At 65.0% G+C, this 23,948-nt stretch carries 22 protein-coding genes; 14 read left to right on the forward strand and 8 right to left on the reverse strand.

Going from position 1 to position 23,948, the window contains the following annotated elements:
• Positions 1-23 precede the first annotated feature (23 nt).
• The 5 genes from BBTA_RS13560 to BBTA_RS13580 all read left to right on the forward strand — a co-directional run bounded on the left by BBTA_RS13560 (position 24) and on the right by BBTA_RS13580 (position 6,455).
• Entirely contained in the window at positions 24-1,694 is a 1,671-nt protein-coding gene (locus BBTA_RS13560; protein ID WP_012043055.1) for a methyl-accepting chemotaxis protein, read from the forward strand.
• Between the two features lie 252 nt (positions 1,695-1,946).
• Positions 1,947-3,632, forward strand: coding sequence for a methyl-accepting chemotaxis protein (locus BBTA_RS13565; RefSeq protein ID WP_012043056.1), 1,686 nt, complete (start codon positions 1,947-1,949; stop codon positions 3,630-3,632).
• A 261-nt stretch (positions 3,633-3,893) separates the two neighbouring features.
• A complete protein-coding gene (locus BBTA_RS13570; protein WP_201767758.1) occupies positions 3,894-4,889 on the forward strand; it encodes an MBL fold metallo-hydrolase in 996 nt (331 codons plus the stop codon).
• A gap of 40 nt (positions 4,890-4,929) precedes the next feature.
• Entirely contained in the window at positions 4,930-6,006 is a 1,077-nt protein-coding gene (locus tag BBTA_RS13575) for a tetratricopeptide repeat protein (RefSeq protein ID WP_012043058.1), read from the forward strand.
• Between the two features lie 110 nt (positions 6,007-6,116).
• Positions 6,117-6,455, forward strand: coding sequence for a hypothetical protein (locus BBTA_RS13580; RefSeq protein ID WP_041750624.1), 339 nt, complete (start codon positions 6,117-6,119; stop codon positions 6,453-6,455).
• Between the two features lie 51 nt (positions 6,456-6,506).
• Here BBTA_RS13580 and BBTA_RS13585 read toward each other — a convergent pair whose 3' ends face one another.
• The gene (locus BBTA_RS13585) at positions 6,507-8,021 is read right to left on the reverse strand and encodes an acetyl-CoA acetyltransferase (RefSeq protein WP_012043060.1); all 1,515 of its coding nucleotides are present in this window, start codon (positions 8,019-8,021) and stop codon (positions 6,507-6,509) included.
• Positions 8,022-8,204: 183 nt separating this feature from the next.
• Here BBTA_RS13585 and yghU point away from each other — a divergent pair, with 183 nt between their 5' ends.
• On the forward strand, positions 8,205-9,080 hold the full coding sequence (yghU, locus tag BBTA_RS13590) for a glutathione-dependent disulfide-bond oxidoreductase (protein ID WP_041750625.1): 876 nt from the start codon (positions 8,205-8,207) through the stop codon (positions 9,078-9,080).
• A 165-nt stretch (positions 9,081-9,245) separates the two neighbouring features.
• On the opposite strand, the gene BBTA_RS13595 is transcribed toward yghU, so the two are convergent.
• The gene (locus tag BBTA_RS13595) at positions 9,246-9,857 is read right to left on the reverse strand and encodes a flavin reductase family protein (protein WP_012043062.1); all 612 of its coding nucleotides are present in this window, start codon (positions 9,855-9,857) and stop codon (positions 9,246-9,248) included.
• Between the two features lie 184 nt (positions 9,858-10,041).
• Between BBTA_RS13595 and BBTA_RS13600 the strand changes: the two genes are divergently transcribed.
• A complete protein-coding gene (locus BBTA_RS13600) occupies positions 10,042-10,335 on the forward strand; it encodes a hypothetical protein (protein ID WP_012043063.1) in 294 nt (97 codons plus the stop codon).
• Between the two features lie 94 nt (positions 10,336-10,429).
• Here BBTA_RS13600 and BBTA_RS13605 read toward each other — a convergent pair whose 3' ends face one another.
• Together BBTA_RS13605 and BBTA_RS13610 are read right to left on the reverse strand one after the other, a co-directional pair.
• A complete protein-coding gene (locus BBTA_RS13605; protein WP_012043064.1) occupies positions 10,430-11,263 on the reverse strand; it encodes an alpha/beta hydrolase in 834 nt (277 codons plus the stop codon).
• Between the two features lie 169 nt (positions 11,264-11,432).
• A complete protein-coding gene (locus tag BBTA_RS13610) occupies positions 11,433-12,212 on the reverse strand; it encodes an SDR family NAD(P)-dependent oxidoreductase (protein WP_012043065.1) in 780 nt (259 codons plus the stop codon).
• Here BBTA_RS13610 and BBTA_RS40730 point away from each other — a divergent pair.
• The 4 genes from BBTA_RS40730 to BBTA_RS13625 are packed head-to-tail and all read left to right on the forward strand — an operon-like array spanning position 12,205 to position 14,557.
• The gene (locus BBTA_RS40730; RefSeq protein WP_168167892.1) at positions 12,205-12,381 is read left to right on the forward strand and encodes a hypothetical protein; all 177 of its coding nucleotides are present in this window, start codon (positions 12,205-12,207) and stop codon (positions 12,379-12,381) included. The genes BBTA_RS13610 and BBTA_RS40730 overlap by 8 nt on opposite strands.
• A 9-nt stretch (positions 12,382-12,390) precedes the next feature.
• Positions 12,391-13,185 carry an enoyl-CoA hydratase/isomerase gene (locus BBTA_RS13615; RefSeq protein ID WP_012043066.1) on the forward strand — a complete coding sequence of 265 codons (795 nt, stop codon included), beginning with the start codon at positions 12,391-12,393 and terminating at the stop codon, positions 13,183-13,185.
• A complete protein-coding gene (locus BBTA_RS13620; RefSeq protein WP_041750626.1) occupies positions 13,182-14,171 on the forward strand; it encodes a phosphotransferase family protein in 990 nt (329 codons plus the stop codon). The genes BBTA_RS13615 and BBTA_RS13620 overlap by 4 nt, the downstream gene beginning before the upstream one ends.
• Positions 14,171-14,557 carry a DUF6285 domain-containing protein gene (locus BBTA_RS13625; protein ID WP_012043068.1) on the forward strand — a complete coding sequence of 129 codons (387 nt, stop codon included), beginning with the start codon at positions 14,171-14,173 and terminating at the stop codon, positions 14,555-14,557. Before BBTA_RS13620 ends, BBTA_RS13625 begins: the two co-directional genes overlap by 1 nt.
• Before the next feature lie 247 nt (positions 14,558-14,804).
• On the opposite strand, the gene BBTA_RS13630 is transcribed toward BBTA_RS13625, so the two are convergent.
• Positions 14,805-15,584 carry an enoyl-CoA hydratase-related protein gene (locus tag BBTA_RS13630; RefSeq protein WP_012043069.1) on the reverse strand — a complete coding sequence of 260 codons (780 nt, stop codon included), beginning with the start codon at positions 15,582-15,584 and terminating at the stop codon, positions 14,805-14,807.
• A gap of 169 nt (positions 15,585-15,753) precedes the next feature.
• Between BBTA_RS13630 and BBTA_RS13635 the strand changes: the two genes are divergently transcribed.
• Positions 15,754-17,028 (forward strand): acyl-CoA dehydrogenase family protein, encoded by a 1,275-nt coding sequence (locus BBTA_RS13635; protein ID WP_012043070.1) that lies wholly within the window; start codon positions 15,754-15,756, stop codon positions 17,026-17,028.
• 59 nt (positions 17,029-17,087) lie between these two features.
• On the opposite strand, the gene BBTA_RS13640 is transcribed toward BBTA_RS13635, so the two are convergent.
• The 3 genes from BBTA_RS13640 to BBTA_RS13650 all read right to left on the reverse strand — a co-directional run bounded on the left by BBTA_RS13640 (position 17,088) and on the right by BBTA_RS13650 (position 21,298).
• On the reverse strand, positions 17,088-18,245 hold the full coding sequence (locus BBTA_RS13640) for an IS481-like element ISBrsp4 family transposase (protein WP_083780650.1): 1,158 nt from the start codon (positions 18,243-18,245) through the stop codon (positions 17,088-17,090).
• Between the two features lie 462 nt (positions 18,246-18,707).
• Positions 18,708-20,288, reverse strand: a complete 1,581-nt coding sequence (locus tag BBTA_RS13645; RefSeq protein ID WP_012043072.1) for a fatty acid--CoA ligase — start codon at positions 20,286-20,288, stop codon at positions 18,708-18,710.
• A gap of 134 nt (positions 20,289-20,422) precedes the next feature.
• Entirely contained in the window at positions 20,423-21,298 is an 876-nt protein-coding gene (locus tag BBTA_RS13650; protein WP_012043073.1) for an SDR family oxidoreductase, read from the reverse strand.
• Between the two features lie 102 nt (positions 21,299-21,400).
• Here BBTA_RS13650 and BBTA_RS13655 point away from each other — a divergent pair, with 102 nt between their 5' ends.
• Both BBTA_RS13655 and BBTA_RS13660 read left to right on the forward strand, forming a co-directional pair.
• Positions 21,401-22,210, forward strand: coding sequence for a crotonase/enoyl-CoA hydratase family protein (locus BBTA_RS13655; RefSeq protein WP_012043074.1), 810 nt, complete (start codon positions 21,401-21,403; stop codon positions 22,208-22,210).
• 93 nt (positions 22,211-22,303) lie between these two features.
• On the forward strand, positions 22,304-23,848 hold the full coding sequence (locus BBTA_RS13660) for an acyl-CoA synthetase (RefSeq protein WP_041750627.1): 1,545 nt from the start codon (positions 22,304-22,306) through the stop codon (positions 23,846-23,848).
• Positions 23,849-23,948 lie beyond the last annotated feature (100 nt).

A 23,948-nucleotide genomic window follows, 5' to 3' on the forward strand; every position in this document is an offset into this window, starting at 1 on the left:
TTCTCGTGCTCAACAATACTCGTATGGTCTTCAAGGTCGGTCTGATTGCGCTTCTGATGGGCACCGCCATGATCGGTCTTGTCAGTTACATGTCCAGCCAGACATCGTCCATCGATCGCGCTTATGCCGATGTCGTGCAGCGGGTCGATGCCTCCACTTCATGGTTGATCCGCTCGACCCGCCGGGCCGAGACGTATCGTGCTGCTGCCTTCGAACTGCTGACGGAAACCTCCGATGCGGGCAATGCGCGCCTGTTCAAGACGACGCAGGACATGTCGGCTCAGGTCATCGACGGTCTGAACAAGGTCGATCTGCCGGAGAAGGCGAGCGGCATCGCGAGGCTGAAGGGACTTTACGGTCACGCATTTTCAGCCTGTGCTCCGGTGATCCAGATCGCAGCGAGAGCCTCCACGGTTGAGGAAAAGGCGAAGGCCGCAGAACGCATGCGGGCAGAATGCAATGACAAGCTCAGAGCCGCTGTGGACCTCTCGGTCGAGCTTCAACGCGAAGCGATCGCGTTCTCGGAGGCCAGGGCGAGGGAGCAGCACGAACTGGCCGTCGCGGGGACGCGCAATACGCTGATCATGGCGGTGCTGACCGCCCTTGCAGCCCTCTCCGGTGCGCTCGCGATCGGTGTGTTCGGCATCGCGCAGCCGATGCGGGCCCTCGTTCTGGTGCTGCAGGGCATGGCGCGCGGCGAAGCGCCGGCGATGGTCGGTCTCGACCGCAAGGACGAGATCGGCGACACCGCGCGGGCGGTGGAAGGCGTCAGCCAGATGCTGGCCGAGAAGGCGCGCCACGAGGCGGAGGCCAAGATCGCACAGGACCAGATCGCCGCCGAGCAGCGCCGGGTCGAGATGCAGACACTCGCCGACGGCTTCGAAGCCGCAGTGGGACAGATCATCGAGGTGGTGTCATCGGCCTCCACCGAGCTCGAAGCCTCCGCCACGTCGTTGTCATCGAGTGCGGACCGTTCGCGACGGCTGGCCACGACGGTGTCTGCGGCATCGGAAGAAGCCTCGACCAACGTTCAGTCCGTCGCCTCTGCCACGGAGGAGCTGTCGTCCTCGGTGACCGAGATCAGCCGCCAGGTGCAGCAATCGGCGCGCATGGCCGGCGAAGCGGTCGGTCAGGCGCGCTCGACCACCGATCGCGTCGGCGAGTTGTCGAAAGCTGCGACACGGATCGGCGACGTGGTCGAACTGATCAACACCATTGCCGGCCAGACCAACCTGCTGGCGCTCAACGCCACGATCGAGGCGGCGCGTGCCGGCGAGGCGGGCCGCGGCTTCGCCGTGGTCGCCTCCGAAGTGAAGGCGCTGGCCGAGCAGACTGCCAAGGCCACTGGCGAGATCGGCCAGCAGATCGGCAGCATCCAGAGCGCGACCCACGACTCCGTGACGGCGATCAGGGAGATCTCGGTCACGATCGAGAAGCTGTCGGAGATCTCGTCGACCATCGCGGCTGCCGTCGAGGAGCAGGGTGCGGCCACTCAGGAGATCGCGCGCAATGTGCAGCAGGCTGCGGTCGGCACTGGAGAGGTGTCGTCCAACGTCGTCGAGGTGCAACGCGGTGCGACCGAGACGGGCAGCGCGTCCGCCCAGGTGCTGTCGGCCGCCAAATCGCTTGCGGCCAACAGCAACCGGCTGAAGCTCGAGGTCGGCCGCTTCCTGCAAACTGTTCGCGCCGCTTGACGCGGCCGGGTCGCAGAAGCGAGCGAATCATTCCGGAGGACGGCGGCGACGGTGCCGCCGTTCGTTCATGAGCGGAGCGCTGCCCAGAACAGCGAACAACAGTCATGAGCGTAACGCGCCGTACTTCCACGGGGGTAGGGCTTTATCTTGGGTTAATTTACCCGTGCGATGTTCGAGCTCTTCATTGCCCTAAAAGTAGTCATGCCAACGCAGGTATGACGATTGACTGTCATTGTGGATCGGAAATCCCGCATGCGTAAGAACCTGCCCATCACCAATGTCGAGTATCCGATCTCCGACGATACTCTGATCGTCTCGAAGACCGACACCAAGGGCAAGCTGACGTTCTTCAATGAGGACTTTGTCAAGGCGGCCGGCTTCACCGAGACGGAGCTGATGGGGCAGCCGCACAACATCGTGCGCCATCCTGACATGCCGCCCGAGGCGTTCGACAATCTCTGGACCACGCTGAAGGCGAAGCGCCCCTGGGTCGGCGCGGTCAAGAACCGCCGCAAGAATGGCGATTATTACTGGGTCCTGGCGACGGCCTCGCCGATCTGCAAGGACGGCCAAGTCGTCGGCTACACGTCGGTGCGCACCAAGCTGCCGTCCGACCAGCGTACCGAGGCCGAGCAGGTCTACGCCGCGATTCGCGAGAACAAGCCGCACAACTACAAGATCGAGGACGGCATCATTCGCCGCCGTTCGGTGTTCGACCACCTCGCGATGTTCACCGGCACCATTGCCGCCCGGCTGCGGACGCTGGTCGCGCTGCAGACGCTGTTTCTGATCGTGCTGGGCGCGATGTCCTTCGGTGCGGGCGGCGGCATGACGGCCGCGGCGATTGCGGCTCTCGGTGTCGTGCTCTGCGGCCTGGTCGGCTATCGTACGATGAGCGTCATCGTCGGTCCGCTCGATCATGTCAACGAGACGATGGAGGCCATCACCCAGGGCAAGCTCGACACCCGCATGCGCATCGAGCGCGACGACGAGATCGGCCGCGCCTTGCGCAACCTGCAGACCGTGCAGACGATGGTGCGCTTCAACGCCCGGGAGCTCAAGGAGCAGGAACAGCGCGCCGCTTCGCTGCGCAAGCAGGAGATGTCCAAGCTCGCCGACAGTTTCGAGGGAGCCGTCGGCAATATCGTCGAGACCGTGTCCTCGGCCTCGAACGAGCTCGAGAGCTCGGCGAACTCGCTGTCGGGCACCGCGATGCGGGGCCAGGAGCTTTCGACGGCTGTTGCTGCGGCGTCCGAGGAGGCGTCGGCAAACGTTCAGGCGGTCGCGTCGGCGACCGAAGAGCTCACGTCGTCGGTGAAGGAGATCAGCCGCCAGGTGCAGGAGTCCGCGCGCATCGCGTCCGATGCCGTCGATCAGGCGCGTCGCACCAATGACCGCGTGGGCGAGCTGTCGCGGGCTGCGACCCGCATCGGCGACGTCGTCGAACTGATCAACACCATCGCAGGCCAGACCAATTTGCTGGCCCTGAACGCGACCATCGAGGCGGCGCGCGCCGGTGAAGCGGGCCGCGGCTTTGCGGTCGTGGCGTCCGAAGTCAAGGCGCTGGCTGAGCAGACAGCCAAGGCCACCGGCGAGATCGCGCAGCAGATCTCGGGGATCCAGGCTGCGACGCAGGAATCGGTCGGCGCCATCCGGGAGATTTCGACGACGATCGAACGGCTGTCCGAGATCGCGGCCACCGTCGCCGCCGCAGTGGAGCAGCAGGGCGCGGCGACCTCCGAGATCTCTCGCAACATTCAGCACGCTGCGACCGGGACCCAGGAGGTCTCGTCCAACATCACAGACGTCCAGCGCGGCGCAAGCGAGACCGGGGACACATCGAACCAGGTGCTCAACGCAGCGCGCCAGCTCTCCGAGGATAGTCATCGCCTCAAGCAGGAGGTCAGCCGCTTCCTGCAATCGGTTCGCGCCGCCTGATGTGAATGATGAGCGCGACCCGGCCGGCGACGCCCTCAATATGGGGGCCTTTCGTCGGCTGCAGTATCGCCCGGACAGCGAACAGGTTGGCATGTGGTATGATGTAGCTGATCTACCAACGCCGTAGCGTTGCAGCGATCCCACACTGGCCGGCACCTGCCAGAAACGCCGCCGTCGCGCCTTAATCCCGCTAAGGTGCGCATGTCCTTTCCCGCCCGACTGGTCAATCAACCAGAGATTTGATTGGTGGCGGACGATGTGATGGCAGGCGAACCTTCCCGAAGGACCTTGGTGCTGTCGGCGGCGACCGCTGCCATGGCCTTTGGTCTCGATGCGAGCCTTGCCATCGTCGCTGCCGGGCCGCGCCGCCGGACCGCGGACCCCGAGCCTGGTTACCGCCGGATCGCCATCGGTGAGGCTGAAATCATCGCGCTCTATGACGGCATGTGGGAGAAGCCGCATGAGGCGGGGTTCTTGAGCAATGCCAGCGTCAGCGACGTCAAGCAGGCGCTGCGCACGGCGGGTCTCGACGCCAGCTTCGTCCCGGTGCCGATCTCCACCTTCGTGGTGCGGCTGAAGGGCAAGACCGTGCTCTGCGATGCTGGCGGCGGCGGCCAGGTGCAGGGCTACAATTCCGATTCCATCTTCGTCTCGGGGCGAATGCTGAACAATCTGAAAGCGGCTGGCATTCGCCCTGAGGATATCGACACCATCCTGATCTCACATTTCCATCCCGATCATATTTTTGGATTGCTGAGTGAGGACACCAACGCCCAGGTGTTTCCTCATGCCGAGATCATCGTCGCTGCGGCGGAATACAAATTCTGGACCGATTCATCATCGACCGCCCGCCTGCCGCCATGGCGGCAGTCGCTGGCACGGCGAATTCAAAGTGTGATCCCGAGCTGGAAAAACGTGCTGCCGGTCGAGGGCGAGGACGAGGTTGTGCCTGGCATTCGCTTCGTCAGCGTCTTCGGTCATACGCCGGGGCACACGGCATTTCATATCAGCTCAGGTGCGGAGCAATTGATGATCTCAAGCGATACTGCCTATGTTCCGGCGCTTTGCCTGCGCCATCCCGAATGGCACGGCGCCTATGACCAGGACGGCGCTGCCGCCGAGGTCAGCCGGCGCAGATTGCTCGACCGGGTGGTCGCCGAAGAGATGATGATCTGCGGATCTCATTTTCCCTGGGCCGGGTTCGGCCGGCTCGTTCGCGATGGCGCCCATTATGCGCTCGACCTGCTTCCCGCCTGATTCCGGTCCGGCCCCAGAGCAAGCGCGGGGGCGCTGAGCCATGAAGACGCATTATCAGGTGCTCGGTGTTTCGCCGCGCGCCGATCTCGACACGATCAAGCGGGCCTTCAGGCGGGCCGCCAAGGCTCATCATCCTGATCTCACGGGCGGCGGTGATGCAGCCGCGGATCATCAGCTCAAGGTGATCCTGGCCGCCTATAAAGTGCTGCGTGATCCCAATCTGCGCGCCGAGTACGACGCTCAACTCGCATTCGAACGTGAGTCCGTGCGGCGCGAGCGCTGGGATGCGGTTCTGCAGTTCGTCGCGGCGACCGCCGTGCTCAGCGCGATCCTGATCGGGCTCGAGATCCTGCTGCTGCCCTCGGTCGGAGACTGGATGAGCAGGCAGCCGCAGACCCGCTCGGCCACGGTCCAGCCCTTGCCGCCATTGCCATCCAGGCCACAGCCCGATGTCGGTGGCCTGACCGTGCCGGGGCCCGCAGCGCCGCAGGCGACCGGCGCGTTGCCTCCCACCAAGCCGCCTCAGACCGCCAGCCTCCCTGAGGCGCCCGCATTGACGGATGCTGCATCCTACCTGAAGCGCGCGCTCGACCGCAGCCGGCTGGGCGATCTCGACGGCGCCATTGCGGATTTCGACGAGGCGGTACGGCTGGCGCCACGAAACGCCGACATCTATCGCTACCGCGCCCGCGACCTTGGCCGCAGGGGACGCTGGGAGCGCGCGCTCGCCGATTATGACCGGGCGATCCGCCTGGACCCGAACAACCCCGCGCTGTTTCATGATCGCGGCCTGGCGCTCCAGCAGCAGGGCGAACTCGACGGTGCGCTGATCGATCTCGATCGCGCGGTGCGCATGAGCTTCAGCGATGCGCGGCTGTACAGCGACAGGGGCGCGGTCTGGCTGGCAAAGGGGCGCTACGACCGCGCACTCGCCGATTTCAACCAGGCGCTCAAGCTCGATCCGGCCCTGGCGGTCGCTGCCGCGCGCCGCGACGAGGCGCTGGATCGCAAGCGTGAGCAGCGAATGGCGAACGACAGCAGCGTACCGGGAGCCCCCGGGAACGAGACGACGGGGACATTGCCGCCCAAGGCGCCGTCGAACACGCCGCCGCGCTGATCTCGTCTCCGTCGCGGGAACCCGACATCCAAGCTGCGTTCAGCAGCGTTGCCCTTGCAGCTGTCCGGGCGCGCGATCGCGACGCCTGCCAACCACGCGCAGGAGCCGCGATGAGTGTCTACGTCTCTGTGACGGGCTTCCGGCCCCATCGCGGTTGGCTCCGGCTCGTCCGCTTCTGGTGGCACGTGCTGCGGGCCGGCCGGCAGGCTCGCCGGGCGGCCGGTAATCTGCGCGTCGAGCTGCGTCCCGTCGATGGCATCTATCACACGCTGACAGTCTGGACGGATGAGGCCAGCATGCGGGCCTATGTCCGGAGCGGTGCGCATCGCCGCGCGATGATGAATTTCCGTGATCTCGGCGGCGGCAAGACGCTGGGTTTCGTCGCCGAAGCGGATCCCGGCTGGGACGCGGCCTATGCGCGCTGGCAGCGCGAGGCGCGGGACGCGTAAGCAATCCAGGGCGCGCAGCGATAGAGGAGTTCGCTGCAGCGGCATCGATCCTCAATTCGCGCGCCACTCCGGCACGCCGTCGGCGGACATGGAAATCGTACCGATCGCGCTTACCGGTGTCCGGTCGGGCCTCATCAGCTGCGCCAGCGTGACCTGGTCCTGCGCCGGCACACGCGCCAGGGTACGCGTATCCTGCTCGGTGCGCAGCATCACCACGCCATGCTCGATCTCGCCGTTGCGATCATAGAGCGCGGTGAAGCTCTCGACCTTGCCGTGGCCGCGCGCCTCGCTGACAAAGTCCGGCGCGGCCGCGCGACGCCGGTCAGCATCCGCCTGGACGCTGACGTCCTGGGACAGAGAGGGCGGCGGTTCCCGCGAGATCACCAGAGCATGGTGCTTGGTGACGAAGCCGCCCTGGCCGTAGAGGAGGCCGCGCTTGGCGCCGCCGCCGCGCAGCCGGCGGACCATCGCGCAGGCGGCATGTGTCATGTAGGTGTTGAGCGGCGCGCCGAAGAAGGTCAGGCCGCCGGTGACGGTCGGCTCGACGTCGGCGCCGAGCCCAAGGGTGCGCCGCGCCATCTTCGGCACGCAAGGAAAACAGCTGTAGAGCTCGATGACGTCGAAGGCCGTGCCCTTGCCGCCGACGAGATCCATCGCCGCCTGCAGCACCGCGTTCTGCGGATGGCTTTCGGCGAACTGATCACGGGTGAGATAATCGCGTGGATCTTCGGCCGAAGCGCCACCGAGCGGGTAGATCATGCGCGCGTCGGCGATGCCGGAGGCGCGTGCCTTTGCGAGGCTGGTCAGAATGAGCGCGGCGCCCATGTTGACCATGGGATTGGCCACCATCAGCTTGGTATAGGGCCAGGCGATCGGCCGGTTGTCGACCGATGCCGTCGTGATCTCCTCCGGCGTAAAATGCCGCTTCAGCCAGGCATTCGGATTGTAGGCCGCGACCGCCGAGAACCGCGACCACAGCTCGCCGGATTCGGCGAGCGCCTGCCGCGGCGTCTGGCCCCACTTCGCCGCGCTCGCGACTTCGTAGAACGGATAGACCGAGACCGGGCGGAACACGCCGAGCTTCACCGCCAGCGGATTCTGGAACGCCGCGCCGCGCTTCGGCTCCTCGACGTCATGGGCGAACGGTGTCCATGGCAGCTGTACGCCGGCGCGCTCGGCCTTGGTCGCGGTCGACTGCGCCTCGGCGCCGCAGACCACCGCGACCTCGCATTCGCCGCGCGCGATGCGCAGGGCGGCTTCATGCAGATAGCGGATCGGGCTCTCGCCGCCGACCGGACCGTAATAGCAGTGCGACGGTGTCACGCCGAGCCGCTGCGCCAACAGCTGCTCCGGATCGCGGTAGCGCCAGCTCAGGAAGTTGACGACGTCGAGCGAGCCGATGTCTTGGACCAGCTTGGCTCCGGCGTCATTTTCCGCACGGCGGATCGCCTGTTCCAGGAGCGCCAGCGGCTCGAGCCCCTCCGCGATGTCCTTGGGACGGTCGACGATCTCGCCGACGCCGACGATGACGGGAATGCGGTCCGCGGGCAGGGCAGTTGCAGTCATGGGCGTTTCCGAACGGGCGGCCCGTGACGGACCACCATCTTGATCTTGTCTCCGTTCTGTCATTGCAGGTTCGGTGGCGCAATGCAGAAAATGCGGGCGCCGCACGCGCGCGGCGTGGCTTCCGCTCCGCGGCATATCCGCCTAGAACATTCGCTCCTTTGCCGCTCACGCCGGAGTTTTTTCGTGTCCGAACAGAACAGCTATGTGCCGCCCAAGGTCTGGACCTGGAACAAGGCCAGCGGCGGCCGCTTCGCCAACATCAACCGTCCGATCGCGGGTCCGACCCACGACAAGGAATTGCCTGTCGGCCGTCATCCCTTGCAGCTTTATTCCCTCGGCACGCCAAACGGCGTGAAGGTCACGGTGATGCTCGAGGAGCTGCTGGCGCTCGGCCATGCCGGCGCCGAATATGACGCCTGGCTGATCCGCATCGGCGAGGGCGACCAGTTCGGCTCCGGCTTCGTCGCCATCAATCCGAACTCGAAGATCCCGGCGCTGTTGGATCGCAGCGGGCCCGAGCCGATCCGCGTCTTCGAGTCCGGAGCGATCCTGGTCTATCTTGCCGAGAAGTTCGGCGCCTTCCTGCCGACGGAGCCCGCCAAGCGCGCCGAATGCCTGTCCTGGCTGTTCTGGCAGATGGGGGCCGCGCCCTATCTCGGCGGAGGCTTCGGCCACTTCTATGCCTATGCGCCGACCAAGATCGAATACGCCATCGATCGCTTCGCGATGGAGGTCAAGCGCCAGCTCGATGTGCTCGACCGCCGTCTCGCCGAAACCGAATATCTCGCCGGCCCGGACTACACCATCGCGGACATTGCGGTGTGGCCCTGGTACGGCGCGCTCGCCAAGGGGCTGCTTTATGAAGGCGGCGAGTTCCTGTCGGTGCAGGACTACAAGAACGTCCAGCGATGGACCGACCAGATTGCGCAGCGCGCGGCCGTGAAGCGCGGTCGCATGGTCAACCGCGTTTCCGGCGACCCCGCCAGCCAGCTGCACGAGCGCCACGACGCCAGCGATTTCGACACCAAGACGCAGGACAAGATCGGGAAAAGCGGATAGGCCGCAGCGTCGTCCCTTGGCCCGGATAGCGCTACGCTCATCCGGGCCCCAGTCCGCGCCCTTGAAGCGTGTCCACCGTCATTGCGAGGAGCGCGGCGACGACGCGTTCCCAGAGTCGTCCCGGGCCCTGGATTGCTTCGCTGCGCTCGCAACGGCGATCGCCTCTCAGCCGAGTCCGTTCGCCGGCGGGAAATCCATCCGGTCGTTGGTCCGGCAATAGCGGTCGGCGAACATGCGGCCGACCGGGTGGAACAGCTCCATCTCGACTCGCATCTTCTCGGAATCCCACAGCTCATCGCGGATGTGGAAGGCGAGGCCCTCACCGAGCACCAGCACGCGATCGCCATTGACGTCGATCAGCTGCCAGGTCTTGCACTCCATCGCGAAAGGGGCGTCTGCCAGCCGCGGCACGCCGATCATGTGTGACGGTGCGAGCTTGAGCCCGAGATGATCTGGCTCGCTGACCTCTGGCGGAAAGTCGCCGCCGGTCTCGTGCATGGCCTGCGCCAGCGGCTCGTCGGTGATGTGCACCACGAACGCGTTGCTGTGGCGGATATTGACGAGCGTGTCCTTGACCCGGCCGTCGGGCCGCAAATTGATCGCGAACACGCAGAGCGGCGGGTCCTCGCCGAGCACGTTGAAGAACGAGAAGGGGGCGGCGTTGATGACCCCGCTCTCGCTCTTCGTCGTCACCCAGGCGATCGGCCGCGGCAGCACGAAGGAGGTCAGGATCTTGTAGCGCTCGCGCGGGCTGAGATCGGTGGAGAGGTATTGCATGGTCACGGCCTCTGATGCGTTCGTCGCCCGACCGTAGTGACCCGTGATGCAATGCGGAAGGCGATAAAGCGGGCAGGAGCTGCGCGTGTCGGCGGCGGTTGCCGGGTAAATCAGGTGTTCCCTGGAACGGCTCCGGGGGACGCCACGTTCGAACAGCACAGCAACTACAAAAGGAGGTCGCGCCATGAAACCAATGATCAGCATGATTGCCTGTGCGTTCGTCGTCTCAGCCAGTTCGGCTTATGCCCAAGGCACGCAGCAGCAGACCACCATGCCGCCGAGCGCACAGAATTCCGGAGCCGGCATTCAAGGGGCCCCCGGCAACAAGAATGGACCCGCGGCGACCGAATCCGGCACGGTTGGATCGTCTTCCACGATCAACCGTCACAACACGGACGTCAGCAATCAGGACACGTCGAACATCAAGGGCATGCCGGGCAACAAGAACGGCCCACCCGCGAAGAAGCCGCAGGAGTAAGCGCTACGGGGGGGCCGCGTTGGCGCGGCCGCCCCGTATATTTTGAACCGCCGGTATCCGGCAGTCTCGAACCGGCAAGGCCCGGCTGACCTCGTCACGGTAGCGCCGCTGCGGCGTTGGTTACGATCAGATTATCCGTATCAGCCGGCGCCAGCTCGCTGGTGGTCTCGCCGCCGAGATATTTGTCCAGCGTCGCCTGGATTCGTTCCCGCGCCGTATAGGGGCCGCGATCGCTCATCCAGGTGTGCTGGAACTCGGTCTTGATGATGTCGATGCCGCTCTTGGCTCCGACCTGCGAGGGCAGCACGCCCGGGTCGGTCTTGAACTGCGGATCGTCCGAGCGGAACGACAGGATCTTGAGCTTGTCCCTGACAACGAAAGGCACGCGCAGATTGTCCAGCGTCACGACCTGGGAGACGATGTTGGGATGCTCCTTGGCGAAATACATCGCGGTGTCGCCGCCATTGGAATGGCCGACCAGGGTCAGATGATCGTAATCGGCATGGGGATGGCGCTGCTTCATTTCGTTCAAGACGCAGAGGATGTTGGCCTCGCCTTTCTTGTAGACGTCGAGCCGGCCGACATAGGGCAGTCCGACCTTGGTGACCAGCGGCGGATCGGTCGGCAGGTCCTGCTGCACGCTGGCGACGAGGTAGCCGCGGGCGGCAAAGACGTTGGCGAGGAAGGAGTACTCGGTGTTCTTGACCGTGTTGCCGTTCGAGATGACCGCGACCGGCAGTCGCCACAGCCCGGCATTGGCCTTCATCTCGTAGTCCTTGCGCACGGCGATATCGACGTTGATCGGCCGCTGCCGCGCCGCGTCGTAGAACTCCCGACTCTCGTGCTGGATGCCCCATTTGGCCATTGCAAAGTAACCGGCAACAGCCAGGGCAGACACACAGGCCAAAACCGTCACACCGCGCTTCATGGCGTCCTTCCCCTTGGAATTCTCTCCGTCATGTGATGAGGGACAACGCCGGGGTCACGGGGGCGTGGCACCTGAAACCGGATTAAATTTCGGAAATCTTGGAATATGGGACCGGAACAAACCCGGGTTTCGTGGACCGGCGCACCGGTCCACCTCGCGCCGGAGCGGGTCAGAAGGCGGTGTAGCCGCCGTCGATCACGAAGCAGTCTGCGGTATGGTAGGACGACGCCTTGCTCATGAGGTACACCGCGATGCCGCCGAAATCCGACGGCTCGCCGAAGCGCCGCACCGGGATGCGCGGCATTACATTGGCGACGAACTTCTCGTTGCCCATGATGCCTGCGGTCATGTCGCTCTTGATCCAGCCCGGCAGGATCGCATTCGCGGTGACGCCATAGCGCGCGAGCTCGACCGCCAGCGCGCGGCACAGCGCGTTGATCGCCGCCTTGGTGGCCGCGTAGTGCTCGTTGCGCGCGGTGCCGAACAGCGAGGCGAGGCTCGAGGTCGCAACCAGCCGGCCGAACGGGTCGCCGGCTTCGGCGCGCGCCGTCATGTGCTTGGCCGCCGCCTGGAAGGCGTGGAAGACGCCGTCGAGATTGGTGGCGAACATCGTACGCCATTCCTCCTCGCTGCGCTCGATGAAGGGCTTGCGACCGCCGCCGCCGATGCCCGCATTGGCGAAGCAGCCATCGACGCGGCCGAACGTGTCGAGCGTCGCCTTCATCGCCTCCGCCACGGAGGCGGGGCTGGTGACATCGCAGATGCGCGTGTCGACCTTGCCGGGCCCTGCGGCCATCGAGGCCGCAGCTGCCTTGTTCTTCTCGGCGTTGCGGCCCCAGATCGAGACATTGCAGCCACTTGACGCAAGTGCCTGAGCGATGCCGAGGCCTATGCCTCCATTGCCGCCGGTGACGACGGCCACCCGGCCGGTGAGATCGAACATGGTCATGATTGTTCTCTTTGGCGTTTCCGTGATGATGTCAGCGCGCCCGGCGCCGCTTGGTTATTTGGATGACGCAACCATGGACAAGCGAAGCGCAAAAATCAAATATGCTGCACGAACCAGGCTCTGCTTCGAATTTCCGCCGCGAAGAATGCAGCGCTCGACAAGCCATTGAGAGGAAACCATGCAGTTCAAGCACGTCACGCTCGATTTCGACGGACCCGTCGCCGTCCTCACCCTTGACCATCAAGAGGTGATGAACGCGGTCTCGATCGACATGCTCGGCGGCCTTGCCGAGGCGCTCGACGAGATCGAGGAGAGAAAGGCGGAGGTGCGCTGCCTGGTGGTGACAGGGGCGGGACGCGCGTTCTGCACCGGCGCCAATCTGCAGGGCCGCAACGCGCAGGCCAAGCCCGGCCGCAGCAATGCAGGCGCCGCGCTCGAGACCGCCTTCCACCCGTTCCTGCGCCGCCTGCGCAACCTGCATTGTCCGATCGTGACATCCGTGAACGGGCCGGCCGCCGGTGCCGGAATGAGCTTCGCGCTGATGGGCGACATGATCCTGTGCGCCAGGTCCGCCTACTTTCTGCAGGCGTTCCGCCGCATCGGGCTCGTGCCTGATTGCGGCTCGACCTGGCTGCTGCCGCGTCTCGTCGGCAAGGCGCGCGCCATCGAGCTGTCGCTGCTCGGCGAGAAGCTGCCGGCCGAGACCGCGCTGCAATGGGGCCTTGTCAACCGCGTGTATGACGACGCCGCGTTGAAAGAGGAGACGATGAAAGTCGCGCACGAACTCGCCAACGGTCCGACGGTCGCGCTGGCGCAGATCCGCCGTCTGTATTGGGAGAGCCCGGAGAACTCGTTCGAGGAGCAGCTCAACGAGGAGTTCCAGTCCCAGCGCATCGCGGGCGCGACCGCCGATTTCAAGGAGGGCGTCACCGCGTTCCTCGAGAAGCGTCCCGCCAAGTTCAAGGGCCAATGATCGAGACCGAACTGTCCCGCTGCGTCGCCGCGTTCATGCCGGGGGCGATCGGCGTGCGCGGCGCCGCAAAGCTTTCCGGCGGCGCCAGCCAGGAGACGTGGCGTTTCGACATCATGCACCCTGATGGCGCGATCGGTGCCATCCTGCGCCGCTCGCCGAAAGGCTACGGCGCGGCGCCCGGCCGTGCGGCGGGGCTCGACAATGAGGCGGCCTTGATGCGGCTTGCGCATGCGGCCGGCGTGCCGTCGCCCGAGGTGCTGCACGTGCTGACGCCCAAGGATGATCTCGGCACCGGCTTCATCATGCGCCGCGTCGACGGCGAGACCATCGCGCGCAAGATCCTGCGCGATGCTGACTATGCCGAGGCGCGGCCGCGTCTTGCGCGCCAGCTCGGCGGCATTGCGGCCAGCATTCATGGCATCGCCCGCGAAGCGCTGCCGCCGTTGCGCGAGATGAATGCGACCAAGGAGATCGCGGAGCTCGCGCGCGAGTATCGCAGCTTCGACTGGCCGCGCCCGGTGTTCGATCTGGCGCTGCGCTGGCTGTCGCAGAATGATCCCGGTCCCTCGGCCGATGTGACCCTGGTGCATGGCGATTTCCGCAACGGCAATCTGATCATCGGCCCCGACGGGGTGCGCGCGGTGCTCGATTGGGAGCTCGCCCATCTCGGCGATCCGATGGAGGATCTCGGCTGGATCTGCGTCAATTCCTGGCGCTTTGGCGAGATCGACAAGCCGGTCGGCGGTTTCGGATCCCGCGAGGACCTGTTCGCCGGCTATGAAGCCGCTGGACGAAAAGTCGATGCTGCACGCGTGAAGTTCTGGGAGGTCATGGGCACGTTGCGCTGGGGTGTGATGTGCTGCGGCATGATGCAGCGGTTTCGGCTGGGTCCCGACCACTCGATGGAGCGCGCGATGATCGGCCGGCGCGCGTCGGAAACGGAGATCGACCTGTTGCGGCTGCTTGCGCCGCGAGGAGAGGGCTGATGCAGGACGAACCGACGCCGACCGAACTGGTGCAGGCCGTGGCGGATTTCCTGCGCACCGACATCGCGCCGCTGATCGCGGGCCACCAGGCGTTCAAGCTACGCGTCGGCATCAACGCGCTCGATCTCGTGGTGCGGCAGCTGACGCAGGCCTCGCCGGCGGAGGCTGCCGAGCTCACGCGGCTGAAGCAGCTGCTGGGACAGGATGGTGATTTGCTCGAACTCAATCGAGCGCTCGCTGCGCAGATCGCCAGCGGCACGGTCTCTCTCGAGACCCCGGGCCTGAAGGACCACCTCTGGCAGACCACGCTCGACAAGCTCGCCGTCGATCAGCCGAACTACGCGTCCTACAAGCGCGAGGCGGGAAGGGGCCTGAATGACGCATAACTCTCCGCCGTCATTGCGAGGAGCGCAAGCGACGAAGCAATCCAGACTGCCTCGGCGGTGGGAGTCTGGATTGCTTCGCTTCGCTCGCAATGACGGCGGTGGACGAGGCGGCACCGTCGCAAACAAAGGCTTCGTCATTCCGGGGCGCGACGCAGTCGCGAGCCCGGAATCCAGACGTCCGATCGAGGTTATGAATTCCGGGCCTGCGCTTGGCGGCACATCCCGGAATGACGAACGTCAATGGAGCTCACCGCCCCAGCCAGTTCGGCGGGCGCTTCTCCGAAAATGCCTTCGGTCCCTCGATATAGTCCTGCGAATGGATCATCGCCTGCACCGCCGGGTAGTCGCGCTGCTCGGTGATCGCCTGCTGCAGCGACACCGCGAGGCCCTTCTCGATCGCCTGCTTGGAGGCGCGGATCGACATCGGCGAGTTCTTGGCGATCGTCTCCGCCCAGCGCTCAGCGGCCGCCAGCGCCTCGCCTTGCGGCACCACCTCGTTGACGAAGCCGAGCTCGTGGCCCTCGCGCGCCCCGACATGGCGGCCGGTCAGAATCATGCTCATCGCGCGCTTCATGCCGATCTGGCGCGGCAGCCGCTGCAGGCCGCCCGCGAGCGCGGCGAGGCCGACGCGCGGCTCGGGCAACGCGAAGGTCGCATTCTCGGCGGCGATGATCAGGTCGCAGGCGAGCGCGATCTCGAAGCCGCCGCCCATCGCGACGCCGTTGACGGCCGCGATCAGCGGCTTGTCGCAGTCGAAGCGCGAGGTCAGTCCGCCAAAGCCGCTCTTGCCCCAGCCACGCGCGCCGCCGGCGGCCTGCCATTTGAGGTCGTTGCCGGCGCAGAACGCCTTGTCGCCCTCGCCGGTGACGATCGCGACCCACTGTTCGGGATCGGCGGCGAAGGTATCGAACACGCGCTCGAGCTCGTAATGCGCCTCGATATGCAGCGCGTTGTAGACCTCGGGCCGGGCGAGCGTGACGATCGTGACCGGCCCCTTGCGCGTGATCTTCGAGTATTTCAGCTCCATCGCCCGTTCCTCCTGATGTCCGATGATTGGCAGCCCTGCGCGAGCTTAGCGGCTGGGCAGCGTTCGCAGTCATCCAAATACGCAACCGCGCTGCGCGCCACAAGCACATGGCAGGAGGCGGCGCCGACCAAGATAACGAACAACAACAACACGCACAGGGAGACACGCCATGGATTTTTCCTTGCCGAAGGAACTGGTCGCCTATCTCGACGAGCTCGATCGCTTCATTGCCACCGAGATCAAGCCGCTGGAGGAGGCCGACGACAACATCCGCTTCTTCGATCATCGCCGCGAATGGGCGCGCACCGATTTCGAGAATGGCGGCCTGCCGCGGCATGACTGGGAGCAGCTGCTGCGCAAGGCCAAGGACCGCGCCGACGCGGCCGGGCACCTGCGCTTCGCGATCCCGAAGCGCTATGGCGGCAAGGACGGCTCGAACCTCTGGATGGCCGTGATCCGCGAGCATTTCGCATCGAAGGGCCTCGGCCTGCACAACGACCTGCAGAACGAGCATTCGATCGTCGGCAATCTGCCGATCGTCACCATGCTCGACCGCTACGGCCGCGACGACCAGAAGGCGATGATCGACGGCTCGATCACCGGCAAGTACCGCATCACTTTTGGTCTCACCGAGCCGCACCACGGCTCCGATGCGACCCATATGGAGACCAAGGCGGTGCCTGCGACTCGCGACAACGTCAAGGGTTGGCTGATCAATGGCGAGAAGATGTGGACGACGGGCATGCACGTCGCCACCCATTGCGCGCTGTTCGCGCGCACCTCGGGCAATGACGGCGATGCGCGCGGCATCACCTGCTTTCTCGTGCCGGCGAAGGCGGAAGGGGTGAAGGTCGAGGAGTATCTCTGGACCTTCAACATGCCGACCGATCATCCCCGCGTCAGCTTCACCGATGTGTTCGTACCTGAGGATGCGCTGTTTGGCGAGGTCGGGCGCGGGTTGTCGCTGGCGCAATGCTTCGTGCACGAGAACCGCATCCGGCAGGCGGCGAGCTCGCTCGGCGCCGCGGTGTTCTGCATCAATGAGAGCGTGAACTACGCGCGTGAGCGCAAGCCGTTCGGCAAGGCGCTGGCCGAGAACCAGGCGATCCAATGGCCGCTGGTGGAGCTGGCGACCCAGGCCGAGATGCTGCGGCTGCTGATCCGCAAGACTGCCTGGGAGATGGACCAGCTCACCCAGGCGCAGGTGGAGCATACGCTCTCCGACAAGGTCTCGATGTGCAATTACTGGGCTAACCGCCTGTGCTGCGAGGCGGCGGACCGCGCCATCCAGGTCCATGGCGGCATGGGCTATTCGCGCCACAAGCCGTTCGAGCACATCTATCGCCACCACCGCCGCTACCGCATCACCGAAGGCAGCGAGGAGATTCAGATGCGCAAGGTGGCAGGCTTCCTGTTCGGCTATATGGGGGCGAACAAGAGGTGAGACGAGCTTGAACTGCGCACCGTCATCGCGAGCGTCAGTGTTCAGCCCGGGGACATAGCTTACACCTGTTCGGGGACATAGTTGACACTTTTGGGGTCGCGCAAATCGAACGCTGCGATCTGATGCGCGGCAAAGAAAATTCCGAATTTTCCGTCCTGGCTGAGCGGGCGAATAGCGAGCCGCTCGCTGCGAAAGGCTTGCGGGACTTTCCAGAGCCGTCCCTCGAAACTGACATAGGCCTTGGTGCTCGACACCGAACGGACGATCTCACCCTCGTCGTATTCCACCGTCGGAAGGCGATCCGGCATCGTTCGCTGGCTGGGCCGGTAGCGGCTCGCCGGCACATCGAAGTCGAGAGCCTCGTGGGGCCGGTCGAGATTGTAGATGGCCCGCCATTCGTCGAGCGCCCGCTGGACGTCGTCAAGGTCCCTGTAGCGCTTGAAGGCAAAGACTTCGGCCTTCAGGCTGCGGTGGAAGCGTTCGTTCTTGCCGCGGCCCTGAGGATGATACGGCCGGCTGTGGATCGTTCGAATGCCGAGCTTTAGAAGCCAGACCGTCAGCGCGGTCCAGGGGTCTTCGAGAGTAAAGCCCCAGGGACCACCATTATCGACGAACATCGCATCCGGCAGTCCATAGCGGCGGAACGTCGTCTCCAGATGTCCTTTGACCGTAGAGCCGCGCTCGTTGTCACACGCCGCCAGGCACACGGAGAAGCGCGAGTGGTCGTCCAGCGCAGTCAGCGGGTGACAGGACACGCCGTTCTCCAGCGCACTGTGCCCCTTGAAGTCCATCTGCCACAGCTGATTGGGCGCATCCTTCTCGAAACGCCTGTACGGCTGCCCCGGCGTGCCTGCAGGCTCGCTCACGCGATCGTAGCGGCGCAGGATGGTGTGCACGGTGGATATCGCCGGGACAGTTTGCCCGTCGCGCGCGAGACGACGTGCGAGCTTGCGCGCGCCCCAGGCCGGGTGAGCGTCGCGCAACACGACGATCTGCTGCTCAGTCGCAGCCGCCGTGCGCTCCGGACTCCGATGCGGCCGCCGCGACCGGTCCGCCAGCGTCGTATCGCCGGCGTCATACCGCTGGATCCACTTGTAGCCGGTCTCGGCGCTGATGCCGAACTGACGGCACAGCTTCCGCCGGTTCACGCCCTCCTGCTTGGCAAGCATCACAAACTCTCGTCGCTGGTCCATGACAGACACCTCTCGCCACGGCATCGCTCGTCCCTTTGCTTGACGAATCGAGCCGATTTTGAGGTGTCAACCATGTCTCCGAACACCTGTCAGCCATGTCCCCGGGCTGAACAGTCAGCGAAGCGATCCAGGGTTGTTTACGTGGCCCTGGATTGCTTCGGCGCAAGAGCGCCTCGCAATGACGGGGGGAGAGAGCGCGGGCTCTCTCGTCCGTCATCGCGAGCAGTAGCGAAGTGATCCAGGGCTGTGAGCGGAACCCTGGATTGCTTCGGCGCAAGCGCGCCTCGCAATGACGGTGTGGAGAGGTCGCGACCTCTCTCGTCCGTCATCGCGAGCGTCAGCGAAGCGATCCAGGGTTGTTTACGTGGCCCTGGATTGCTTCGGCGCAAGAGCGCCTCGCAATGACGGGGGAGAGAGCGCGAACTCTCTCCTCGTCATCGCGAGCGCAAGCGATGCGATCCAGAATGGTCACCGCGGGCCCGGCAATCAATTCACCTGCCGGTCCTTGCCTGCCCAATAGGGGGCGCGCAGAGTCCGCCGCAGGATCTTGCCGGAGGGGTTGCGCGGCAAGGCGTCGAGGAAGTCGACGCTCTTCGGCGTCTTGAAGCCGGCGATGCGGGTGCGGGTGAAATTGATGATGTCGGTCGCGGTGGCGCGCTTGCCGGGCTTCATCACGACGATCGCCTTGACCGCCTCGCCCCATTTGTCGTCGGGGATGCCGATGACAGCGGCCTCCGCGATATCGGGATGGTCGCAGATCGCGCTCTCGACCTCGGCCGGATAGATGTTCTCGCCGCCGGAGATGATCATGTCCTTGATGCGGTCGTGGATGTAGACATACCCGTCCTCGTCCATGTAGCCGGCATCGCCGGTGCGCAGCCAGCCATCCTTGCCGAGGGTCCGCGCGGTCGCTTCGGGCAAATTCCAATAGCCGGCCATGTTGGAGCCGGAGCGGGTGGCGATCTCGCCGACCTGGCGCGGCGGCAGCGGATTGCCGAGCGGATCGATGATCGCAACCTCGATGCCCGGCAGCGGCTTGCCGGCCGAGCGCATCCGCTCCAGGCCCTCGACATGGTCCTCGGGCGGCAGCGCGATGATGGTGCCGGTGGTCTCGGTCATGCCGTACATCTGCACGAAGCCGCATTTGAAGACCTCGATGCATTCCTTCAGCAGCGCAGCTGGAATCGGCGAGGCGCCGTAGAGCATATATTTCAGCCGCGAGAAATCGACCTGTCGCGCGCGCGGCTGTCGCACCACGAACTGCATCGCGGCCGGAACCATGAACAATTTGGTGATGCCGGACTGCTCGAAGAAATCCAGGATCTTGGTCGGATCGAACTCGCGCGCGATGACGCCGCGGGCGCCGTGATAGAGGCTCATCAGGCCCCAGCCGGAGCCGCCGATATGGAAGATCGGCATCGCGATCAGCGAGACGTCGTCGGTCGACCATTTGTTCCAGTCCGGCCTGTCCGCGGGATCGCCGGTGTTGACCAAATTCAGGAAGTTGGCGTGCGACAGCATCGCGCCCTTCGGCTTGCCGGTCGTGCCGGAGGTGTAGAGCTGCAGCGCGATGTCCTTCGGTGTGATCGGAACGCCCGGATCCTCCGCGCTCTGCACGTCGCGCCAGGCGGTGTAGTCCTGCCATTCCGGCGCGCCACCTTCGGTGGTGATGATGTGCCGGACGCTCGGGATCTCGCCGCTGATGTTCCGGATCATCGTGATGAATTCCGGCCCGACGAACAGGACAGGGGCCTTGCAGTCCTCGACGATGAAGGCTACCTCGGGGCCCGCAAGCCGCCAATTGATCGGCGCCATCACCACATTGGCCTTCATCGCGCCGACCAGCAGCTCGAAATAGATGTCGCTGTTCTTGCCGAAATAGGCGATCCGCTCATGCGGCTTGACGCCGAGCGCCTTCAACGCGTTGGCGACCTGGTTGGTTTTGCGGTCGAACTCGGCGAAACTGGTGACGCGGCCTTCGAACTCATAGGCGGTGGCGGAGCCGAGCGCTTGCGCCTGCTTGCGCACGATATCGACGAGCGTCGACGCTGCCGTCGCGACGGACATGTTTCCCCTCCGATGATGTCTTGTTCTTCGTTGTGGTAGGTCTTGTCGTCGTTCCCGCTCCGGATACGCCGGAGCGGCTTTCGTTCGAGCAGTCTACAGGGCGGGCTGCGCCGATCAACAGTCTGGTTGTGTCCTCAGCTCGTGCGCGTCGCGCGATCCTTCTCGTTCTGGGCCTTGATCGAGTCCTTGGCCTTGGTCCAGTCGTCATCGCTCCAGTCGCGCAGCTGATAGAAATTGCCACCCATCGCCAGCGCCTGGGCGCCGTCCATCGCGATGGTCTCGCCATTGATCCAGTTGCAGCCGCCGGAGATCAGGAACACCGCGAGGTTCTGCAACTCCTCCATGGTGCCGACGCGGCCCATCGGGTTCATCGCCTTGGTCCGCGCGCCGGCCTCGTCGCCGGGCTTGATGCGCTTGCTCATGCCTTCGGTCGGGATCTCGCCGGGCGCGATGGTGTTGAGGCGGATGCCGTAGCGGCCCCATTCGGTGGCGAGCGACATCGTCATGGCGTGGATCGCCGATTTGCTCATCGCCGAGGGCACGACATAGGGCGAGCCGTTGCGCACCCAGGTCACCGTGATCGACACCACGTTGCCCGGCTGCTTCGCGGCGATCCAGCGTTTGCCGACGGCATGCGTCACGTAGAACGTGCCGTGCATGACGATGTTGGCGACGGCATCGAAGCCGCGCGGGCTCAATTCCTCGGTGCGGGAGATGAAGTTGCCGGCGGCGTTGTTGATGAGATCGGTGAGGCCGCCTTCCTGGAAGATGGCCTCGATCATCTCCTCGACCGCCATCGCATTGCGGATGTCGACGCCGTGGCTGGTGACCCGTCCGCCGTAGAGGTCCATCAGTTCGGTCGCGGTCTCGTCGCAGACGATTTTCCGCCGGCCGCAAATATGCACCTCTGCGCCCAATTGCAGGAAGCGCGCGGCCATCGCCTTGCCAAGGCCGGTGCCGCCGCCGGTCACCAGAATGCGTCGACCTTCGAGGAGATTGTCCTTGAACATGGGAGTTTCCGCCTGACATCTTGTGAGTTAATTGGTCGATTGACTAAATCGCTCCGACAGCCTTCTGTAAAGTCACAAAGACATCCGTAGGGAGACCGCTCGATGGACAACCGCCTCGCGATCGAGATCAAGGACGGCGTCGCCGATGTTCGGCTGGTTCGCGCCGACAAGATGAATGCGCTGGACATGGAGATGTTCGAGGCGCTGGTCGCGGCCACCGAACGGCTGTCAAAGGAGAAGGGCCTGCGGGCGGTGGTGCTGTCCGGCGAGGGGCGTGCCTTCTGCGCCGGGCTCGACATGGGCCGTTTCGCGGCGATGAAGGAGTCCGGCGGCAATGGTATTCCGGGCGGCGAGAAACGCGATCTCACGGTTCGCACCCACGGCAAGGCCAATTTCGCCCAGCAGGCGGTGTGGGGCTGGCGGCAATTGCCGGTGCCGGTGATTGCTGCGGTGCATGGCGTCGCCTATGGCGGCGGCTTCCAGCTCGCGCTCGGGGCCGACATGCGCTACGTCGCGCCGGATACCAAGATGTCGATCATGGAGATCAAATGGGGGCTCGTGCCTGACATGGCCGGCACCCCGATCCTCGCAACGCTGATGCGCGACGACATTCTGCGCGAGCTGACCTACACCGGCCGGGTGTTCTCGCCGGAGGAGGGGCAGTCCTACGGCCTCGTCACGCGCATCTGCGCCGATCCGCGTGCGGCGGCGCTGGAGACCGCGCGTGAGATCGCCGGCAAGAATCCTGATGCGATCCGCGCCGCCAAGCGCATGCTGAACAATCTCTCGGTCGATCCGGGCCCGGCGCTGCTCGCGGAATCGGTCGAGCAGCAGAAGCTGATCGGCAGCCCGAACCAGCTCGAATCGGTACGCGCCAATATTGAGAAGCGCGCGCCGAAATTCACAGATTAACACGGTCCTTGCTTCATACCGTCCTTCACGGGGGGATGCGAGGCATCGCCCCCGTGTTGAAGTTGAACCGACGCCAGATCGGATAGCAAGAAAATGGAAACGTCCTCTTTGTTCTGCGGCATCATCTCGGGCGATCGCCGCCGCAGCCATGCCGACATCGCCGATCGCGCGGCGCGCATCGCCAGCGGTCTGGCGCAGCTCGGCGTGGGCCAGGGCGACTGCGTCTGCATCCTCATGCGCAACGACATCGCCTTCATCGAGGCGGCCTATGGCGCGATGCGGCTCGGCGCCTATGGCGTGCCGGTGAACTGGCACTTCAAGCCGGAGGAGATCGACTACATCCTGAAGGATTCCGGGACCAAGGTGCTGATCGGCCATGCCGACCTGCTGCATCAGCTCGCCGGGCTGATACCTGCAGGTGTCACCGTTCTCAGCGTGCCCACGCCGCCGGAGATCCTGTCGGCCTATCGGATCGATGCGCATCTGCTCGCGACCCCGGAATCGGCCATCGCGCTGGAGAGCTGGCTCGCCCAGCAAAGCCCCTATGACGGTCCGCAGGTGCCGCAGCCGCAGAACATGATCTACACGTCCGGCACGACCGGGCATCCGAAAGGCGTGCGCCGCAACGCGCCGACGGCCGAGCAGTCGCAATCCGCGGAACGGATGCGGGCCCTGATCTACGGTCTGAAGCCCGGCTCGCGCGCGCTGCTGCCGGGGCCGCTGTATCATTCGGCGCCGAATGCCTTCGGCCTGCGCGCGGGCCGGCTCGGCGGCGCGCTGGTGCTGATGCCGCGCTTCGAGCCGGAGGCGTTTCTCGACATCATCCAGGCGGAGCGGATCGATACCATCTTCATGGTGCCGACGATGTTCATCCGGCTGATGAAGCTGCCGGATGAGGTTCGCCGCCGCTACGACATGTCGACTTTGCGCCATATCATCCATGCCGCGGCGCCGTGCCCGGCCGATGTCAAGCGCGCGATGATCGAGTGGTGGGGGCCGGTGATCTATGAGTTCTACGGATCGACCGAATCAGGCGCGGTCACCTTCGCGACCTCCGAGGACGCACTGAGGAAGCCAGGCACCGTGGGCAAGGTCTCGCCGGGGGCGGAGCTGCGCTTCGTCGGCGAGGACGGCCGCATCCTGCCGCAGGGTGAGATCGGCGAGATCTATTCGCGCATCGCCGGCAACCCGGATTTCACCTATCACAACAAGCCGGAGAAGCGCGCCGAGATCGACCGTGACGGCTTCATCACCTCGGGCGATGTCGGCTACATGGACGCCGAGGGCTACGTGTTCCTGTGCGACCGCAAGCGCGACATGGTGATCTCCGGCGGCGTCAACATCTATCCGGCCGAGATCGAGGCGGTGCTGCACGCCGTGCCGGGCGTGCATGATTGCGCGGTCTTTGGCATTCCGGATGCCGAGTTCGGCGAAGCCTTGATGGCCGTGGTGGAGCCGCAGCCCGGTCGCGTGCTTGACCCGATGGAGATCAGGACCCGGCTCAAGGCCTCGCTGGCCGATTACAAGGTGCCCAAGCACATCGAAATCCAGCACAAATTGCCGCGCGAGGATTCCGGCAAGATCTTCAAGCGGCGGTTGCGCGATCCCTATTGGGAGCAGGCAGGACGTCAGATCTGACGCAATGTTGCACGCCCCATCGCGAGAGGACGACATCAGCATCGAATAAGGCAGGCGACGCCTCTTTCTTGATCTTGCGCTGCGGTACAGATACGGCAGA

The organism is Bradyrhizobium sp. BTAi1, assembly GCF_000015165.1.
GTDB lineage: Bacteria > Pseudomonadota > Alphaproteobacteria > Rhizobiales > Xanthobacteraceae > Bradyrhizobium > Bradyrhizobium denitrificans.

What these genes read in the sequence shown, in the direction of transcription:
- BBTA_RS13560 (WP_012043055.1), top strand. Translation starts at nt 24, where the DNA reads ATGGTCTTCAAGGTCGGTCTGATTGCGCTTCTGATGGGCACCGCCATG.
- BBTA_RS13565 (WP_012043056.1), top strand. Translation starts at nt 1,947, where the DNA reads ATGCGTAAGAACCTGCCCATCACCAATGTCGAGTATCCGATCTCCGAC.
- BBTA_RS13570 (WP_201767758.1), top strand. Translation starts at nt 3,894, where the DNA reads ATGGCAGGCGAACCTTCCCGAAGGACCTTGGTGCTGTCGGCGGCGACC.
- BBTA_RS13575 (WP_012043058.1), top strand. Translation starts at nt 4,930, where the DNA reads ATGAAGACGCATTATCAGGTGCTCGGTGTTTCGCCGCGCGCCGATCTC.
- BBTA_RS13580 (WP_041750624.1), top strand. Translation starts at nt 6,117, where the DNA reads ATGAGTGTCTACGTCTCTGTGACGGGCTTCCGGCCCCATCGCGGTTGG.
- BBTA_RS13585 (WP_012043060.1), bottom strand. Translation starts at nt 8,021, where the DNA reads ATGACTGCAACTGCCCTGCCCGCGGACCGCATTCCCGTCATCGTCGGC.
- BBTA_RS13595 (WP_012043062.1), bottom strand. Translation starts at nt 9,857, where the DNA reads ATGCAATACCTCTCCACCGATCTCAGCCCGCGCGAGCGCTACAAGATC.
- BBTA_RS13600 (WP_012043063.1), top strand. Translation starts at nt 10,042, where the DNA reads ATGAAACCAATGATCAGCATGATTGCCTGTGCGTTCGTCGTCTCAGCC.
- BBTA_RS13605 (WP_012043064.1), bottom strand. Translation starts at nt 11,263, where the DNA reads ATGAAGCGCGGTGTGACGGTTTTGGCCTGTGTGTCTGCCCTGGCTGTT.
- BBTA_RS40730 (WP_168167892.1), top strand. Translation starts at nt 12,205, where the DNA reads ATGGTCATGATTGTTCTCTTTGGCGTTTCCGTGATGATGTCAGCGCGC.
- BBTA_RS13610 (WP_012043065.1), bottom strand. Translation starts at nt 12,212, where the DNA reads ATGACCATGTTCGATCTCACCGGCCGGGTGGCCGTCGTCACCGGCGGC.
- BBTA_RS13615 (WP_012043066.1), top strand. Translation starts at nt 12,391, where the DNA reads ATGCAGTTCAAGCACGTCACGCTCGATTTCGACGGACCCGTCGCCGTC.
- BBTA_RS13620 (WP_041750626.1), top strand. Translation starts at nt 13,182, where the DNA reads ATGATCGAGACCGAACTGTCCCGCTGCGTCGCCGCGTTCATGCCGGGG.
- BBTA_RS13625 (WP_012043068.1), top strand. Translation starts at nt 14,171, where the DNA reads ATGCAGGACGAACCGACGCCGACCGAACTGGTGCAGGCCGTGGCGGAT.
- BBTA_RS13630 (WP_012043069.1), bottom strand. Translation starts at nt 15,584, where the DNA reads ATGGAGCTGAAATACTCGAAGATCACGCGCAAGGGGCCGGTCACGATC.
- BBTA_RS13635 (WP_012043070.1), top strand. Translation starts at nt 15,754, where the DNA reads ATGGATTTTTCCTTGCCGAAGGAACTGGTCGCCTATCTCGACGAGCTC.
- BBTA_RS13640 (WP_083780650.1), bottom strand. Translation starts at nt 18,245, where the DNA reads ATGCCGTGGCGAGAGGTGTCTGTCATGGACCAGCGACGAGAGTTTGTG.
- BBTA_RS13645 (WP_012043072.1), bottom strand. Translation starts at nt 20,288, where the DNA reads ATGTCCGTCGCGACGGCAGCGTCGACGCTCGTCGATATCGTGCGCAAG.
- BBTA_RS13650 (WP_012043073.1), bottom strand. Translation starts at nt 21,298, where the DNA reads ATGTTCAAGGACAATCTCCTCGAAGGTCGACGCATTCTGGTGACCGGC.
- BBTA_RS13655 (WP_012043074.1), top strand. Translation starts at nt 21,401, where the DNA reads ATGGACAACCGCCTCGCGATCGAGATCAAGGACGGCGTCGCCGATGTT.
- BBTA_RS13660 (WP_041750627.1), top strand. Translation starts at nt 22,304, where the DNA reads ATGGAAACGTCCTCTTTGTTCTGCGGCATCATCTCGGGCGATCGCCGC.